We start from the raw sequence: 15,655 nt of genomic DNA on the forward strand, positions 1-15,655 counted from the left end.
GGCTCCGCCCCAGACCCCGCGCCTCAAATGTTCCAGCCCGCCCGGCGTTTGAGGGCACGGGCGCGCAGCGCACGTATGGGGTCCGGGGCGAAGCCCCGGGAAACGGAGAAAGGGCGGGGCGGGGAGAAGGCCCCGCGCAGCGGCACCCGCACCCCTACCCTGGCCCGCATGGCGAACTGGCACGACGGCCCCGGCATCCTCCACATCGGCGACGCCACCCGCGTCCCCCTGGAGGTGGCGGCCTCCTACAAGGCCCGCACCCGCGGGCTGCTGGGGCGGGACGGGATCGACGGCGCCCTGTTGCTGACCCCCGCCGCGAGCGTGCACACCTTCCGGATGCGGTTCGCGATCGACGTGGCCCACCTCGACCGGAACCTCCGCGTCCTCGCCGTCACCACCATGCCCCCCGGCCGGCTCGGGCTGCCCCGGCTGCGCTCCCGGCACGTCCTGGAGGCCGAGGCCGGGGCGATGGCCGGATGGGGCCTGCTGGTCGGAACGAGGGTGAACGTGGACGTATCCGGGCGTCTCATGCGCGGCTAGGCGAGGCCCCGCCCCGGCGGTAGGTTGGGGCGGTTGAGCTGGGGCGTCTCAGGGGAGCGGCATGACGGAGAACGCGCGGGTCAAGGCGCTGGAGCAGATCATGCCGGCGACGCACGGCGCCGACGAGGACATCGACTGGCGGGCCGCCGAGGCGGCCTGGGGTACCCGGTTCCCGGCCGATTTCGTCGCGTTCATGGGCCGCTTCGGCGCGGGTTCCATCAACGGCGAGGCCGGCATCCTGCTCCCGCTGCCCAAGCCCGGACTCCAGTGGGCTCCGGCGGAGATGGCGGAGGAGACCGCCAACGCCCGCCAGGCCTGGGAGGACGGGGGCGGCCGGGCCGCTTTCGACGTGGACCCGGAGTCGATCCTCGCCTGGGGCGTCACCGGCGGCGCCGACATCCTGTGCTGGCTCACCTCCGACCCCGACCCGGACCGCTGGCCGGTCCTGGTCTGCGGGCGGCACACCGCCGACTCCTTCGCCGTGTACCCGTACGGCATGGCCGAATTCCTGTACCGGCTCTGCTCCGACGAGTTCGACGTGAGTCCGGTGAGCATCACCTTCTGGGACGGCGGCCACCTCAGCTTCGTGCACTGGCGCAAGGCCCAGCGCCGTTGGCAGGAGGGTCGCAACCCGGAGACGGGCGAGCCGGACCCGTACGCGGGCGACTTCGCCGACTAGTTCACACCGCCGGACCACACCAGCCCGTTCCGAGACAGGAAACGGGCTTTTCGGCATGTCTACGCGCGTCGGAATTGGCGATCACATATCGGAAAACACCAGCCGGAAAAGCCGCAGTTGGAGCATTGACCACAAGTGCGGCCCCAATGTAATCAACCCACCCCCCTTCGGGAGAGAATTCCGGCCAACGGGCCATGGAGGGACACGCCAGCCCGGAGTTACCCATAAGTAGCACCTCATCCAAAAGAAATTCAGGGGAATACACCCGTGCGACGAAGAATTTCCGGCGCGCCCGCCATCGCGGTCGTACTCGGTCTGCTGATACCTCTGGCCGGATGCGGTGACTCCGGGGACGCCGCAGACGGCGAGGGCACCCTGCGCCTGGTGGCCGCCGAATACGGCGACACCCCGGCCACGAGTTCCAAGGCCTTCTGGGACAAGGTGACGGCCGATTTCACCGCCGCGCACCCCGGTATCAAGGTCGAGGTGAAGCTCCTGCCGTGGGCCGACATCGACCGCGAGGTCTCCCGCATGGTCAAGGCCGGCAAGGCCCCGGACATGGCCCTCATGGGCTCCTACTCGGACTTCGCCGCGCAGGGCAAGCTCTATTCCGCGGACGAGCTGCTCTCCGTCACGGCCGAGGCGAACTTCCTCCAGCCCCTCGCCGAGGCCGGCTCCATCGGAAGCACGCTTTACGGTCTGCCGTTCGTGGCGAGCAGCCGCCTCCTCTTCTACAACGAGGGGCTCTTCAAAACGGCCGGCGTCAAGCCCCCCAAGACCTGGGCCGAGCTCAAGGCCGCCGCGCAGGCGCTCAAGAACAAGAACGTGAAGTTCCCGTACGCCATGCCCCTGGGCCCGGAGGAGGCGCACGCCGAGGCGCTGATCTGGGAGCTGAGCAACGGCGGCGGCTACGCCGACAGCAGCGGCAACTACAGCCTGGCCTCCGAGCAGAACATCAAGACCTGGAGTTGGGTCAAGGACAACCTCATCGCGGACGGCCTCACCGGCCCCACCCCGCCCTCCCAGCTCAACCGCGCCGACGCCTTCGCCGCGTTCCTGCGCGGCGAGGTCGGCATGCTCAACGGCTACCCCTCGCTCTACCACGACGCGCGCGCCAAGGGCATCGGCGTCGGCACCATCGAGATGCCCGTCTCGGACAACATCGGCTCCGGAGAGACCCCGCCGACGGTCGGCGTGGCCGACTGGATGATGGCGTTCAAGCAGAACGGCAACCGCAAGCCGATCGGCCAGTTCCTGGACTTCGTCTACCAGGACAAGAACCTGTCGGAGTTCGCCAGCCGCTACCACCTGCTGCCGTCCACCACCTCCGCCTCGCGCGCCGCCGCGGGCAACGGCGGTATCGACAAGACCGACACGCAGTTCCTGACGGCGCTGCGCGGCGCCCAGCTCTACCCGGTGAACGACCCGTCCTGGGTGACCGTCAGCGACACCATCAAGCGCAACATCGGACGCGCCGTGGAGCCCACGGGCAACCCGAAGGCCGTCCTGGAGGAGATCGCCGCCAAGGCGGCCGAGGCCTCCAAGCACCGCTGAAAGGCCCTTTGAAACGGGACCTTCTCCCCCTGCCCCGGCACACTCCCTGCGGCAGGATGGCCATGACGGCACTCGATCCGAGGCCGCGGCCCGGTCGCCCGCCGAGCACCCACAAGGTGCGCGGGGCGGCAGGCCACCACCACTGCGTCAGCGCTGCCGACCGTGGTCCTGGGCGAACGCGGTCCGGTACTGCTCGCAGCTGGAGTCCCAGCGCAGCGTGCCCGTGAGCGTCCCGTAGCCCGAGCGCGTGACGGACCATTCCACCGTGTACTCGCCGGTGTCACACGCGATCCGCTTGCCGCCCGCGACCTTCGACCGCCCCGTCGCCGGCTTCCCGGTGAGCTCCTGGTGCACCTCCCCCGCCTTGGTACGGTCCGCGGCGCGTCGCAGGACGGCGTGCACGACGATCGGGTGCCTGCCCTCCTTGGTCGTGAGCGTCTTCTTGACCACCGTCGAGTCGGACACCCCCCAGGCGAACTCGTAACTCGGCTGCCAGGCAAGGGTCTTGGGGTCGGCGACCTGCCGCTCGTAGTCCGGGGCGGCCTCGGGTCCTGGCCGGGTGACCGTCTTGTACTGGACGCCGGGGTGGAAGCGGAACTGCGCCTCCACCTTGTGCATCTCGTCCTTGGTCCACATCGACTTCATGGCCTTCTCGCCGTCGGACGGGTCCTGGAGGTACGAGGTCCCCTCGGCGGCGGTGGCCGCCTGACCGAGGGCGGGGGCGAGGGCCGCCGCGGCGGTGGCGAGGGCGAGTGCTGCGATGCGGGTGCTCTTCATGCCCGGTCCAACGGGGCCCTGCGGCGGGCCGGAACGACGCCGGGCGCGCTTTCACCCGTACGGGAGCGCGCGGCGCTCGCGGCTCGGAGCTCGGAATATCTCATGACCGGGCTCCGTTGGCGGATGTCGAACAGCTTCGGTCGAGCGATCTACGGGGGATCCGATGGGTGTACGCGTGAACGGCACGGTGGCGGCGGGCTGGGAGTCGGTGCGGGAGGAGTTCGAGGCCTTCGTGGCCTTCGAGGCGCACTCCCCCGAGGCGCAGCTCGCGGTGCACCACGAGGGCCGTCGCGTGGTCGACCTGTGGGCCGGCGAGGACACCGACGGGGACACCCTGAGCGGGGTCTACTCGATCACGAAGGGTGCGGCGCACCTGGTGGTGGCGCTGCTCGTGCAGGACGGCGTACTGGAGTGGGACCGCCCGGTGTCGTCGGACTGGCCGGAGTTCACCGGCGACGGCAAGGAGCGGCTGACGCTGCGCGGGCTGATCAGCCACCAGTCCGGGCTGATCAACACCGCCGAGGGCTTCGACTACGAGGAGATGGCGGACGACGCGCTGATCGCGGCGCGGCTGGCCGGGCAGAAGCCGTTCTGGGAGCCCGGGAAGGGGTACGGCTACCACGCGTTCGTGATCGGCGCGCTGACCGGCGAGGTGGTGCGGCGGGCGACGGGCAGGTCGATCCAGGAGGTCTACGAGGAGCGCCTGCGCGCCCCGTACGGGCTGGACCTGTACCTGGGCCTGCCCGCCGCGGAGGAGGGCCGCTGGAAGCCGGTGCTGGAGATGCTGCCGACGCCGGAGCAGGCCTCGGCTCTGGCGGAGCCGCTGCCGGAGCTGCTGGCGGTCGCCTTCAACGCGCACCGGGAACCCCCGATGGACCTGATCTCGTACGCCAACCACCCGAGGACGCGGGAGCTCGGTCCGGCGTCGGCGGGTGGCATCGGTTCGGCGCGGGGTATCGCGGCCATGTACGCGGCCGCGATCAGCGAGGTGGACGGCCGGGCTCCGCTGCTGGAGGCGGAGACGGCGGCGGAGGTCGCGCGGCTGCACACGCCGGGCCCGGACCTCGTGACCTCGGAACCGGACCACTTCGGGCTGGGCTTCAAGCAGCTACCGACGGTGGGTCCGCGGGCCTTCGGACACAGCGGCGCGGCGGGCGCGCTCGGCTACGCCGACCCGGACACGTCGATCGCGTACGCGTACACGCGCCGCCGTTTCGGCTTCCCGGGCGGGACGGCCCCGGAGAACGAGCGTCTGACGGCGGCGGTGCTGAAGGTGGCGCGGGGGCTCTAGCCCTCCGGGCTCAGGCCTGGCCGGTCTCGAAGCGGCTGATCTTTCCGCCGCCGGGGGCGATGACGAACCGCCAGGCGGTGCGCATCTCGCCCCAGGTGTCGTTGCGGAAGTTCGCGACGAGGCGGAGGCCGCCGTCGGACTCGGTCTGGACGTCCATGTGGCCGCCGGAGTCGAAGATCTCCTTGTCGATCCACTGTTCGAGGTCGCGGTCGGATCCGTCGTCGGACATGGTCGCGTCGGCGGTCAGGAGCGCGAGGAAGGCGTCCTTGTCGTGCGCGTTGATCGCGCTGACGAGGGCGCCGACCACGGGGTCGGAGAGTTTGGCGGGGGCGATGGTCACGGGGGCCTCCGGGTGGTGGGGGGCGGTCGGTCGGGCGTACGTTCGTACGCGCGTGACCAGGGAACACCCGGGGCCCGGCCGCATCGCCGACCCTCACCCGTTCGCCCCGGACGGCGTGTCAGGACGTGCGGACCGGGAAGCCGGTCGGCTTGCCCTGCTCCTTCAGCCAGGCCAGAACCTGGTCGAGCGCCTCGACGGTCTGCGTGCGGTTGCCTCCGCCGTCGTGGAAGAGCACGGTCGGCCCGTTGCCCATCTCGCGCTTCACCGCGTCGACGATGGCGGCCGTGCCGGGCTTCTCGAAGTCCTTGGTGTCGACGTTCCAGCCGAGCGGGCGCATCCCGTTCGCGGCGGCGATGCGCCGGCTGTCGGGGGTGAAGGCGCCGCCGGGGGCCCGGTAGTAGTCGACCTTCGCGCCACCGCCCGCGGCTTCCTCGATCAGCTTCTTCGCCTCCAGGATCTGCTGTTCCTGGTAGGCGAGGGGCTTCTTGTCCATGGTCGTGTCGTGGTCCATGGTGTGGTCGCAGAGCCGGTGGCCGGCCGCGACGACCTTCTTGACGAGGTCGGGGTGGGCCTTGGCCTGCGGTCCGATCATGCAGAAGGTCGCCTTCACGTCGTACTTCGCGAGTACGTCGAGCACCTTCGGGGTCCATCGGGGATCGGGGCCGTCGTCGATGGTGATGTTGACCGCGTTCGCGCCGCCTTCCGACGCGTGGGCTATGGACTCGGGTATCCCCTGCGCCTGCTGCTGCCCTGACGCCTGATCACCCTTGCCGTCGGCTTCCTTCTCCGGCGACACGTTCCGCTGCGGGGGCGTGTGTCCCGATTCGACGAAGGCCGCCACTCCCCAGACCGTCGCCCCCACCGCGACGGCCGAGGCCGCGACGGCGAGACGGGCCCTGATGCCCTGCTTGTCCATGCTGTCCACTCCCCATCCGCCTTGCGAGCGTTCTGTGGTTCAGGACGACGCACACAGCGGGGAGGTTCCAGCCAAATGGGCCATAAAATCCAGTTAATGGGACAGACGGTACTGATGTGACGCAGCAACAGCCCGGCCCCGGTGGATCCGTTCGTCCACCGGGGCCGGGCTGCCGAATGCCTTCGTTCGTTCGTCAGTGCGCGAGCGACTCCTGCTGCGCCGGGGCGGCCTTGCCGCCCTCGGGTCCGCCCTCCGCGTTCTCGTCCGCGCCGCCGGCCGGGGCCGGGCCGGCGCCCCGCAGCGGGACCTCCTTGACGAACCAGGCCGCCAGGAAGCCCAGTACGGCGATGCCCGCGCCGAGCAGGAACGCCGAGTGCGTACCGGCCGCCACCGCGTGCTGGTAGGCCTCGCGCACGGCCTCCGGCAGCTTGGCCAGGCTCGCGGCGTCGAGTTGGGCGGAGCCCGCGGCTCCGGCGGCCTCCGGGCCCAGGCGCTCGGACATGGTGTCCGTGACCCGGGTGGTGAAGAGGGAGCCCATCAGGGCGACGCCGAAAGAGCCTCCGAGCGTACGGAAGAGGGTCGCCGAGGAGGACGCGACGCCCATGTCCTTCATGTCGACGCTGTTCTGCGCGACCAGCATGGTGATCTGCATGAGGAAGCCGAGTCCGGCGCCGAGGACGGCCATGTACACGCCGGAGACCAGGCGGGTGGTGCCGGTGTCCATCGTCGCGAGCAGGAACAGTCCGACGACCATGAGCGCGCCGCCGACGATCGGGAACACCTTGTACTTGCCGCTGTTGGTGGTGACGCGGCCCGCGATCAGTGAGACGACCATCATCGAGAGCAGCATGGGCAGCAGGAGCAGCCCCGAGTTGGTGGCGGAGGCGCCCTGCACCGACTGCTGGAACAGCGGGAGGTAGAGCACGCCGCCGAACATCGCGAAGCCGACCAGGAAGCCGATCACGGACATCAGGGTGAAGTTGCGGCTGCGGAAGATGTGCAGCGGCATGACCGGCTCGGCGGCCTTGGTCTCGGCGTACAGGAAGGCGGCGATGGACACGATGCCGACGACGACGAGGCCGATGATCTCGCCGGAGCCCCAGGCGTACTCGGTGCCACCCCAGGTGGTGACGAGCACGGTGGAGGTGATGGCGATGGTCAGCAGCGCCGCGCCGAGGTAGTCGATCTTGGGGCGCGCCTGTTCCGTGCGCTTCGGCAGGTGCAGCACCGCCGTCACCATCGCGAGCGCGACCGCGCCGAGCGGCAGGTTGATGTAGAAGGACCAGCGCCAGCCCATGTGGTCGGTGATGGTGCCGCCGACCAGCGGGCCGCCGATCATGGCGAGGGCCATCACGCCGGCCATCATGCCCTGGTACTTGCCGCGCTCGCGGGGCGGGATCAGGTCGCCGATGATCGCCATGACGCCGACCATCAGACCGCCGGCGCCGAGGCCCTGGATCGCGCGGAAGCCGATCAGCTGCCCCATGTCCTGGGCCATGCCGCTGAGTGCGGAGCCGATCAGGAAGATGACGATCGAGGTGAGGAAGGAGCCCTTCCGCCCGTACATGTCGCCGATCTTGCCCCAGATGGGGGTGGAGGCCGCGGTGGCCAGGGTGTACGCGGTGACCACCCAGGACAGGTGCTCCAGACCGCCGAGCTCGCCGACGATCGTGGGCATCGCGGTGCCGATGATCATGTTGTCGAGCATGGCCAGCAGCATCGCGATCATGAGCGCCATGAGGACGACCCGTACGCTGCGCGGCTTCACCCCCTCGGAGGCCTCGGCCGTTTTCGCCACGTCCACCATGTCCACTCCCCGTGTACTTCTTCTGGTACTTCTTCGTCCACCGGCACTTACTTGCCGCCCGGCTAGTTCATTACACTGGGGAAGGTAGCCCCGTAACTTGCCGGGCGTCAAGTAAGTAATTCTGAGGAGAGCCATGTCCAGCAGCAGTCCGCAGCGGCGCCGTGGCGACACGCGCCAGCGCATCCAGGACGTAGCACTGGAGCTCTTCGCCGAGCAGGGCTACGAGAAGACGTCGCTGCGCGAGATCGCGGAGCGGCTGGAGGTCACGAAGGCGGCGCTGTACTACCACTTCAAGACCAAGGAAGACATCATCATCAGCCTGTTCGACGACACGACGCGGCCCATCGACGAGCTGATCGCGTGGGCGGAGACGCAGCCGCGCACCCTGGAGACCAAGAAGGAAGTGCTGCGGCGCTACAGCGAGGCGATGATGGCGGGCGCCGAGCTGTACCGCTTCATGCACGAGAACCAGGCGACGACGCGCGAGCTGAGCATCGGCGAGACGGTGAAGGCCAGGCTGTTCCGCCTGATCGAGCTGCTGCGCACGGAGGAGAGCCCCGTGACGGACCAGGTCCGCTGCGTCAGCGCCCTGTTCACGCTGCACGCCGGGATGATGTTCCTCCAGCACGTGGAGGCCGACCCGGAGGAGACCCGGCTCGCCGCGCTGGAGGTCGCCACGGACCTCATCACGCGGGCCCACGGCGCGGCGTAGGACGCGGCCCCCGCCGACGGCCGGACCACCCGATAGGCCTCGCGCGCCGTCGTGTTGGCAGCCGGAGCGACCGGTACGTTCCGGGACATGTCCGTCAGCACGGTCGCCACGACCGCCCCCGCACCCCACCCGTCACGTCTCCTGTACGACGCCTGCCCGCTCTGCGCGGCACCCGACATCTCCGCGCTGCGCACCGGCAACTGCTCAGGGCACCCGCTGTACAAGCCGGTCATCGCGCCGACCATGGTCTGGATGCGCTGCGCCGCGTGCCAACACGTCTTCACCGACGGCTACTTCACGGACGAGGCCTGCGCGGAGATCTTCTCCTCGACCAACCCGAACCAGCAGCCGGGCGCCGCGTTCGAGCAGAACCGCTACGTCTCGGCGCGCATCGTGGAGCGCGTCGCCCGCTACGTCACCGAAGGCCGCTGGCTCGACGTCGGCTTCGGCAACGGGTCGCTGCTCTTCACCGCCGAGGAGTGGGGCTTCGAGCCCCACGGTCTCGACCTGCGGCCTTCGACCGCCGCGGGGCTGCGCGCCCTCGGCGTCGACGCGCACTGCGCCGACCTCACCACCCTCGACGCGCCCGGCCACTACTCCGTGATCAGCCTCGCCGACGTACTGGAGCACATGCCGTACCCGGGCGAGGGCCTGGTCGCCGCGCACCGGCTGCTGCGGAAGGACGGCGTGATCTTCGCGTCGATGCCCAACTACGACTGCATGGCCTGGCGCCTGCTCGACGCGGGCGACGCGAACCCCTACTGGGGGGAGCTGGAACACTTCCACAACTTCAGTCGCCGTCGCCTCTACGCCCTGCTGGAGAAGTACGACTTCGAGCCCGTGCACTACACGGTGAGCGAGCGCTACCGGGTGTGCATGGAGGTCATCGCGCGCCGCCGCTAGGGGTGTCGTGCCGAGCTCAGCCGAGGCGGCGGTCCTCGGGGGTGATCGGGACGTCGTTGATGCTGGCTTCCCGGCGGCTCATCAGGCCGTCGTCGGTGAACTCCCACTGCTCGTTGCCGTGGCTGCGGTACCACTGGCCGGCCGCGTCGTGCCACTCGTACTCGAAGCGGACGGAGATCCGGTTGCCGGTGTACGCCCACAGCTCCTTGCGCAGCCGGTAGCCGAGCTCGCGCTCCCACTTGTCGGTGAGGAACTCGCGGATCTCGGCGCGGCCGGTGAGGAATCGGTCGCGGTTCCGCCAGGCCGAGTCCTCGGTGTACGCGAGGGAGACGCGCTCGGGGTCGCGGCTGTTCCAGGCGTCCTCGGCGGCCTGGACCTTGGCGCGCGCGGACTCCTCGGTGAAGGGCGGCAGGGGCGGGCGTACGGCGGTCATGATGGTGTGACCCTCTCGACGGACGTGGGCGAGAACGTGCGTTCTCCACCCTAGAGAACGAGCGTTCTCCCCGCAAGGGAATCTGGTCTACCCTGCCCGTATGGACGACGAAGAGGCCCGCACCCGACTGCTCGACGCGGCGGAGAAGCTGTTCTACGCCGAGGGCATCCAGGCCGTCGGCATGGACCGCATCCGCGCCGAGTCCGGGGTCCCCCTCAAGCGGCTGTACCGGGTCTTCCCCGCGAAGGAAGCCCTGACCACGGCCTACCTGGAGCGCCGCGACCAGCGCTGGATGGGCAGCCTGCGCGAGGCCGTGACCGGTGCCCCGGAGCCGGTCCTCGCCGTCTTCGACTGGCTGGCGGGGTGGTTCTCGGAGCCGGGCTTCCGGGGCTGCGCGTTCCTGAACGCGTACGGGGAGCTGGGCGCCGGTCCGGCCCCGGTGCCGGCCGTCGTACGCCGCCACAAGGCGGAGCTGCGGTCCCTGCTGGCCGAGTTGGCCGGGCCGGACCGCCCGGACCTCGCGGACCAACTCCTGATCCTGGTCGAGGGCGCGACGGTGGTGGCCGCGCTCGACCCGGGCCCGGCGCCGGCCCACCGCGCCCGGGAGGTCGCGGAGCGGCTCGTTTCCACGACCGGCTGATCCGCGCCGATCAGGGTGCGTGAGATTCGTCGTCGTCCACCGCGCCCGGGGCGAGGGCCGGGGACGGGAAGGCGGGGCGCACTTCGCCGCCCGACCACCACACGCCGATCGCGAAAACGGCGGCGGCCTCCAACAGCCCGGCCCGGGAGAGCCCACCGCAGGGGAGCGGCGTGCAGCCCATGCTCGCGATCAGCGCCGAGGTGACCCGTACGGCCTCGGGGGCGTCCGCGCAGAAGGGCACGGCAAGGGGAGTCCCCTCGAACGCGGGACGGTCCAGGGTCCAGATGCTCTCGTGGACGAGGCCGAAGACCTTGACGACATGGGCCTCGGGGGCGGCCGCCGCCAGCTTCCGGGCGCCGTGGCCGTTGAGTACGGGGCCGTCGTCTCCCGGCTCCATGGGGACGGTGCAGTCGAGCAGGACCCGCCCGGCTAGGGCGGGCGCCACCCGTGTGACCAGCTCGAGCGCCGCGCCGGCCGGTACGGCGGCCAGTACGGCCTCGCCGTGTGCGGCGGCCTCGGCGAGGGTGCCGTGGCCGGCGGCCCCGATCCGCCGGGCGGTCCGCTCGGCCGCGGCGGTGTCCCGCCCGCCGACCCGTACGTCGTGCCCGGCCCGCACCCACGCGCCGCCGAGCGCCACGGCCATCGATCCGGTGCCGAGAATTCCCATGCGCATGCCTGCGCTCCGTCCAAGTCAGGTGTTCGTTGCCGGTTTTGACGCTAGGCGGGCCGATGCACACCGATCGGTGTGCATCGCGGATGCACGATGGGTGCCATGGATGCGGAACGGGACCTGGAAGCGGGCCTCGGAGGAGACGGGTTCGCAGCGGACTGCCGGGCGCGGGTCGCCTTCGAGGTGGTCGCGAACCGCTGGGACAGTGTGGTCGTCTTCGTCCTCGGCGAGGGCGGCCCGATGCGGCCGCGCTCCTTGCTGGACCGGATCGGCGGGATCGGCCCGAAGGTGCTCAACGACGCGTTGCGCCGGCTGGAGTTCAACGGCCTGGTGGAGCGCCGGGCCTATGCGGAGGCCCCGCCGCGGGTGGACTACGCCCTGACCGAGGCCGGGACGGCCCTGCTGGACCCGATCCGCGCGATGGGCGCGTGGGCCGCGCGGTACGCGGACGACGTCCTGTCGGCCCAGGACCGGTACACAACGATGCGCGCCGCCGCCGGGGTTCCACCCGGGTCCGGGGTCCCAGGGGTGTGACCGACCACAGCCTGGCGTGGCGGCTCCCGAAGTGAGCATCCGTACTCACGTCCCGTCATTCGATCTCTTCTACGGTGTGAGGGGTCGACGCAGTGACAGGGAAGAAGGCATGAACCTCCGAAGAGTTGTGGCATCGGGAGCGCTCCTCGCGCTGATCGGAACGACGACGGCCTGCGCGAGGCAGGAGCAGTCGCTGAACGAGCAGCAGGCCGTATCGCGTGCCGAGGAGATCTTCCGGCAGGCGGTGGCCGGGCTGTCGCCGCGGCCCACCTTGGAGCGGATGGGATTCCACGGTCCGGGGGCCTGCATCTCCGAGTTCGGGACGACCAAGCGGGCCCAGGTGTCCCTCCGCTACCGGCTGACGGACGTGCCCGGCTCCGCCGCGAAGGACCTCCTCCGCCAAGTCCGGGACGCCTGGGTCGAGCAGGGCTACACGTTCCAGGGCAAGGACGGGGCGGGCGACTGGACCAAGCCGAACCCCGACATCCACCTGCGTACCGAGTCGGACGACTTCTCGATGGCCGGCGGCATCGGCATCACGAATGCGGACACCGGCGAGGGCATCGCCTACATCACCGTCAACTCCCCCTGCTATCCCAGGCCCGAGCCGAGCGCCTCCCCCTCGGCCGCCGCTGCCGGAGCCGGTCGTCCGAGCGTCCACCACGGCCCCGGGGGCGGCGTTCCGGCACAGAGGAGAAACGCATGAGCACGGGGCGGTTCGAGCTGACTTACACGGGTGGAGTCCACGGGTACGCAGGGAGGATGGCGACACACATGTGGGCCGGGATCGTGGACGGCTTCGATCCGGTGGAACTGCGCTACCCGGTGGAGTCCCTGTACGACGACACGTACTACGCCGCCGAAGTCGTGGGCCAGGGCATCCCGTCCATGATCTTCCGGGGCAACGCCTTCCGCGGCAAGCCGCGCCTGGCCGACATGGACCTGCACACCGACGGCTGGCCGGCCAAGGTGAAGCGGCGGAGCCTGGCCGTGACCCCGCACGGCCGCGCCTTGCGGATCGAGGTCGCCGGACGGTCGTACCGGTACTTGTCCGTCGGCGGGCGACTGAGGCACGAGCTGCGGCGCGAGGGCGCGTCCGTGACGACGACCCGCTCGGAGTGGCACCTCCCCCGCCGCATCACGGGCGCGTGGCAGGGACGGGCGGACGGCATGGACATCGGCCTGGCGATCCTGCTGGAGGCTGCCTACACCCGGAACCTGACGTTCTGCGGCGCGCTGTACTCGTGGCCGGGCCGGTTCCTGAGCCGGTTCCTCCAGCTCCCGCTCGACTAGTCGTACCTGCCGGCCGGCCGACAAACTCCGCTCAGCGCCCCAGCGCGGAGCGGAAGGTGATTCCGTACAGGTTCCGCAGGCGCCGCACTTCCCACACGGACAGGGCCGTCACCGACAGGGGGCCGCCGAGGAGGAAGACGGTGAGTACGTCCGCCGGTGCGGCGACATCGGCGTCGTCGAACATCTGGAGCACGGCGAGCGACCAGACGAGGAGCGGCGAGATCAGCGCGGGCAGCAGCTCGTGCACATCGGCCGTGCGGAAGGAGGAGTTGAGGCCCGAGACGGTGGCGAACAGGGTGAAGCACAGCGCGGCGACGAAGACGGCGGCGCACAGCACACCCCCCACGATGAGCAGCAGCGCGAAGACGAGGCCGCTGATCATCGTGCCGGCGGTCGCCCCGAACAGGCCGAACGTGATGTCGTGGCCGCCCAGCCACGCCCCGACCGGGATGTCGCCGCGCAGGAAGGCCAGCATCAGCCAGGCCACGCCCGCTCCCAGCGGTATCGCGCCCAGCGCGCGCAGCGGCCAGGCCAGTCGGGACGCGTACATGCGGCCCAGCGGGGCCCGGGCGCCGATGATGAAGGCGGCCACGCCGACGGTCCCGGCGAGCAGCACGATGCCGCAGCCGATCAGGAGGTCCTGCAACTTGCCGAGGACGAAGTCCTGGCGCCCCGTGCGCAAGGGGTAGGCGAACAGCAGCCACAGCGTGGCCAGCAGGCCGAGCCCGGTGCGCAGACTCTGCATCCGGCCGATGACCGGGTCCTCGACGCGTCCCGGCCGGGTCGGGCCGGTGAGTGCGACGGCGAGTGTGACGGGACTGAAGACGGCCGAGCGCACCGCGCCCGGGCCCTGCCGAGTGGTCAAGTTCGTTCCCCCGAAGGCGCTTTGATTTCGCGCCCGCCACCCTAGCCGATCATGATCACGTCACCGCGCCGCGTCCGGATCTGCAACAAAGTCGTCATTGCCGACAACCGGGGAGGAAGGAACGATAAGGGCGTGATCGGCGCTCGCCGTAATACGGGGATCGAATTGAACCCAAGACACAAGGAGACATCATGCACGGCAAGGTGAGGAAGATGTCCGCGGTCGCGGCTGCCATGGCTTCGGTTGCCTTGCTTGCGTCCTGCTCGTCCGCCGCGGAGGCGAAGGACGGCAAGGACGGCAAGGACGGCCTGGGCGGCAAGGGCACCACCACCTCGGCGTCCCCGTCCGAGTTCCTTTCCTTTCCCGCGTCCGGCCGCACATGGACGGAACTCCCGAACTCCGGCGGGGTGAAGTACGCGAACGTGCGGGGCGATCTCGCCGGGAGCGGCGCCTACGAAGCGTTCGTTTCCTTCCCGGCGGGGAAAGACAACCCGGAGCATTTCCACAAGCGAGACCTCCCCACCGTCGTACTCAAGGGCACTTTTTACGCGGAGATCGACGGAAAGCGCGTCCAGTACCCTGCCGGCTCGTACTACAACCTCCCGGCCGACAAGCCGCACCTGAGCGGTTGCGAGAAGGGCGACGACTGCCTCCTCTTCCAGTACCAGCGGGACCACTTCGACCTGGTGCCCACCAAGTCCTGAACACGGCAAAAGTCGCTGGTCATCGGGGTGTTGACCGACTAGCGTGATCCGCCATGCCGACAAACGAACACATAGTCGAACAGGCCCTGGAGCGGATCACCACGGGCTACGTCTTCCCCGAGAAGGCCGCCGTCGTCGAGGCCGAGATTCGGGCCCGCCTCGCCGCGGGTGCGTACGAAGGTCTGGACGGCCCGGTGCTGTGCGAGACGGTGACGGCGCACTTCCAGGAGGTGTGCCCGGACAAGCACCTGCGGCTGCTCTGGACGGACGAGCCGCAGTCGCCGGCGCCGGCGGACGACGACGGGGGGCATGCCGCGTTCCTCGCGCTGCTCAGGGCGGAGAACCAGGGGATCCACCGCGTCGAGCGCCTCGAAGGGAACGTCGGACTCATCGACCTCCGGCTCATCGCGACCGCCATCGAGGGCGCGAGCGCGATCGGCGCGGCCATGCAGCTGGTCGCGCACAGCTCCGCGCTCGTCCTGGACCTGCGGGCGTGCCGCGGCGGATCGCCGGAGGGGGCGGCGCTGTGGTGCAGCCACTTCTTCGGCGACGACCAGGTGCACCTGAACGACATCTACGACCGGGTCCCCAACACGACCCGCCAGTTCTGGACCTCCGCTCACCTGCCCGGGCCGCGTTACGCGGACCGCCCGGTCTACGTGCTCACGAGCGAGGCCACGTTCTCCGGGGGCGAGGACGTGGCGTACACCCTGCAGGCGCACGGCCGAGCCGTGGTCGTGGGCGCGACCACCCGCGGCGGTGCCCACCCGACGTCCCGGCACGCGGTCGCCGAGCACGTCCTCGTGACGGTGCCGACCGCGCGGAGCATCAACACCGTCACCGGTACCAACTGGGAGGGCGTGGGCGTCGTCCCCGACATCCGGGTCCCGGCGGACCAGGCGCTCGAAGAGGCCCTCAAGGCCGCGGCGCGGCCCCCGGCCCCGTAGCCACCGCCGGCTGACGCGAGAGGGGCGTCGCCCGCGTGGTTTCCCACGCG

19 protein-coding genes are annotated in these 15,655 nt (G+C 70.4%); 12 read left to right on the forward strand and 7 right to left on the reverse strand.

Features of this window, described 5'->3' with window-relative positions:
- Positions 1 to 168 precede the first annotated feature (168 nt).
- From ACFV9H_RS39345 to ACFV9H_RS39355, 3 genes are all read left to right on the forward strand, one after another.
- Complete coding sequence (locus ACFV9H_RS39345; RefSeq protein ID WP_385408441.1) at positions 169 to 540, forward strand: DUF192 domain-containing protein; 372 nt, start codon at positions 169 to 171, stop codon at positions 538 to 540.
- Between the two features lie 61 nt (positions 541 to 601).
- Positions 602 to 1,219, forward strand: a complete 618-nt coding sequence (locus tag ACFV9H_RS39350; protein WP_385408443.1) for an SMI1/KNR4 family protein — start codon at positions 602 to 604, stop codon at positions 1,217 to 1,219.
- Positions 1,220 to 1,486: 267 nt separating this feature from the next.
- Positions 1,487 to 2,773 carry an ABC transporter substrate-binding protein gene (locus ACFV9H_RS39355; RefSeq protein ID WP_385408445.1) on the forward strand — a complete coding sequence of 429 codons (1,287 nt, stop codon included), beginning with the start codon at positions 1,487 to 1,489 and terminating at the stop codon, positions 2,771 to 2,773.
- A gap of 147 nt (positions 2,774 to 2,920) precedes the next feature.
- Here the strand turns inward: ACFV9H_RS39355 and ACFV9H_RS39360 are convergent, their stop codons facing one another.
- Positions 2,921 to 3,550, reverse strand: a complete 630-nt coding sequence (locus ACFV9H_RS39360; protein WP_385408447.1) for a hypothetical protein — start codon at positions 3,548 to 3,550, stop codon at positions 2,921 to 2,923.
- Positions 3,551 to 3,713: 163 nt separating this feature from the next.
- On the opposite strand from ACFV9H_RS39360, the gene ACFV9H_RS39365 reads away from it, so the two are divergent.
- A complete protein-coding gene (locus ACFV9H_RS39365; protein WP_385408449.1) occupies positions 3,714 to 4,841 on the forward strand; it encodes a serine hydrolase domain-containing protein in 1,128 nt (375 codons plus the stop codon).
- A gap of 10 nt (positions 4,842 to 4,851) precedes the next feature.
- Here ACFV9H_RS39365 and ACFV9H_RS39370 read toward each other — a convergent pair whose 3' ends face one another.
- The 3 genes from ACFV9H_RS39370 to ACFV9H_RS39380 all read right to left on the reverse strand — a co-directional run bounded on the left by ACFV9H_RS39370 (position 4,852) and on the right by ACFV9H_RS39380 (position 7,904).
- Positions 4,852 to 5,181: a nuclear transport factor 2 family protein gene (locus ACFV9H_RS39370; protein WP_385408451.1), complete on the reverse strand. Its 330-nt coding sequence runs from the start codon at positions 5,179 to 5,181 to the stop codon at positions 4,852 to 4,854.
- A gap of 118 nt (positions 5,182 to 5,299) precedes the next feature.
- A complete protein-coding gene (locus ACFV9H_RS39375; RefSeq protein WP_385408453.1) occupies positions 5,300 to 6,097 on the reverse strand; it encodes a polysaccharide deacetylase family protein in 798 nt (265 codons plus the stop codon).
- 193 nt (positions 6,098 to 6,290) lie between these two features.
- Positions 6,291 to 7,904, reverse strand: coding sequence for an MDR family MFS transporter (locus ACFV9H_RS39380; RefSeq protein ID WP_385408455.1), 1,614 nt, complete (start codon positions 7,902 to 7,904; stop codon positions 6,291 to 6,293).
- Positions 7,905 to 8,037: 133 nt separating this feature from the next.
- Between ACFV9H_RS39380 and ACFV9H_RS39385 the strand changes: the two genes are divergently transcribed.
- Positions 8,038 to 8,616 carry a TetR/AcrR family transcriptional regulator gene (locus ACFV9H_RS39385; RefSeq protein WP_385408457.1) on the forward strand — a complete coding sequence of 193 codons (579 nt, stop codon included), beginning with the start codon at positions 8,038 to 8,040 and terminating at the stop codon, positions 8,614 to 8,616.
- 87 nt (positions 8,617 to 8,703) lie between these two features.
- Positions 8,704 to 9,519, forward strand: a complete 816-nt coding sequence (locus ACFV9H_RS39390) for a class I SAM-dependent methyltransferase (RefSeq protein ID WP_385408459.1) — start codon at positions 8,704 to 8,706, stop codon at positions 9,517 to 9,519.
- A gap of 16 nt (positions 9,520 to 9,535) precedes the next feature.
- On the opposite strand, the gene ACFV9H_RS39395 is transcribed toward ACFV9H_RS39390, so the two are convergent.
- Complete coding sequence (locus ACFV9H_RS39395; RefSeq protein ID WP_385408461.1) at positions 9,536 to 9,952, reverse strand: nuclear transport factor 2 family protein; 417 nt, start codon at positions 9,950 to 9,952, stop codon at positions 9,536 to 9,538.
- A gap of 100 nt (positions 9,953 to 10,052) precedes the next feature.
- Here ACFV9H_RS39395 and ACFV9H_RS39400 point away from each other — a divergent pair, with 100 nt between their 5' ends.
- Positions 10,053 to 10,592: a TetR/AcrR family transcriptional regulator gene (locus tag ACFV9H_RS39400; RefSeq protein ID WP_385408463.1), complete on the forward strand. Its 540-nt coding sequence runs from the start codon at positions 10,053 to 10,055 to the stop codon at positions 10,590 to 10,592.
- 10 nt (positions 10,593 to 10,602) lie between these two features.
- Here ACFV9H_RS39400 and ACFV9H_RS39405 read toward each other — a convergent pair whose 3' ends face one another.
- Entirely contained in the window at positions 10,603 to 11,265 is a 663-nt protein-coding gene (locus ACFV9H_RS39405; RefSeq protein WP_385408465.1) for an NADPH-dependent F420 reductase, read from the reverse strand.
- 99 nt (positions 11,266 to 11,364) lie between these two features.
- Here ACFV9H_RS39405 and ACFV9H_RS39410 point away from each other — a divergent pair, with 99 nt between their 5' ends.
- The 3 genes from ACFV9H_RS39410 to ACFV9H_RS39420 all read left to right on the forward strand — a co-directional run bounded on the left by ACFV9H_RS39410 (position 11,365) and on the right by ACFV9H_RS39420 (position 13,089).
- Positions 11,365 to 11,796, forward strand: coding sequence for a winged helix-turn-helix transcriptional regulator (locus ACFV9H_RS39410; protein ID WP_385408467.1), 432 nt, complete (start codon positions 11,365 to 11,367; stop codon positions 11,794 to 11,796).
- 109 nt (positions 11,797 to 11,905) lie between these two features.
- Positions 11,906 to 12,502: a hypothetical protein gene (locus ACFV9H_RS39415; RefSeq protein ID WP_385408469.1), complete on the forward strand. Its 597-nt coding sequence runs from the start codon at positions 11,906 to 11,908 to the stop codon at positions 12,500 to 12,502.
- A 56-nt stretch (positions 12,503 to 12,558) separates the two neighbouring features.
- The gene (locus tag ACFV9H_RS39420) at positions 12,559 to 13,089 is read left to right on the forward strand and encodes a hypothetical protein (protein ID WP_385408471.1); all 531 of its coding nucleotides are present in this window, start codon (positions 12,559 to 12,561) and stop codon (positions 13,087 to 13,089) included.
- Positions 13,090 to 13,120: 31 nt separating this feature from the next.
- Here the strand turns inward: ACFV9H_RS39420 and ACFV9H_RS39425 are convergent, their stop codons facing one another.
- The gene (locus ACFV9H_RS39425; protein ID WP_385408472.1) at positions 13,121 to 13,954 is read right to left on the reverse strand and encodes a hypothetical protein; all 834 of its coding nucleotides are present in this window, start codon (positions 13,952 to 13,954) and stop codon (positions 13,121 to 13,123) included.
- Positions 13,955 to 14,145: 191 nt separating this feature from the next.
- On the opposite strand from ACFV9H_RS39425, the gene ACFV9H_RS39430 reads away from it, so the two are divergent.
- On the forward strand, positions 14,146 to 14,658 hold the full coding sequence (locus tag ACFV9H_RS39430) for a cupin domain-containing protein (RefSeq protein ID WP_385408474.1): 513 nt from the start codon (positions 14,146 to 14,148) through the stop codon (positions 14,656 to 14,658).
- Positions 14,659 to 14,711: 53 nt separating this feature from the next.
- On the forward strand, positions 14,712 to 15,605 hold the full coding sequence (locus tag ACFV9H_RS39435; protein WP_385408476.1) for a S41 family peptidase: 894 nt from the start codon (positions 14,712 to 14,714) through the stop codon (positions 15,603 to 15,605).
- Positions 15,606 to 15,655 lie beyond the last annotated feature (50 nt).

The organism is Streptomyces sp. NPDC059874, assembly GCF_042731135.1.
Taxonomy (GTDB): Bacteria; Actinomycetota; Actinomycetes; order Streptomycetales; family Streptomycetaceae; genus Streptomyces.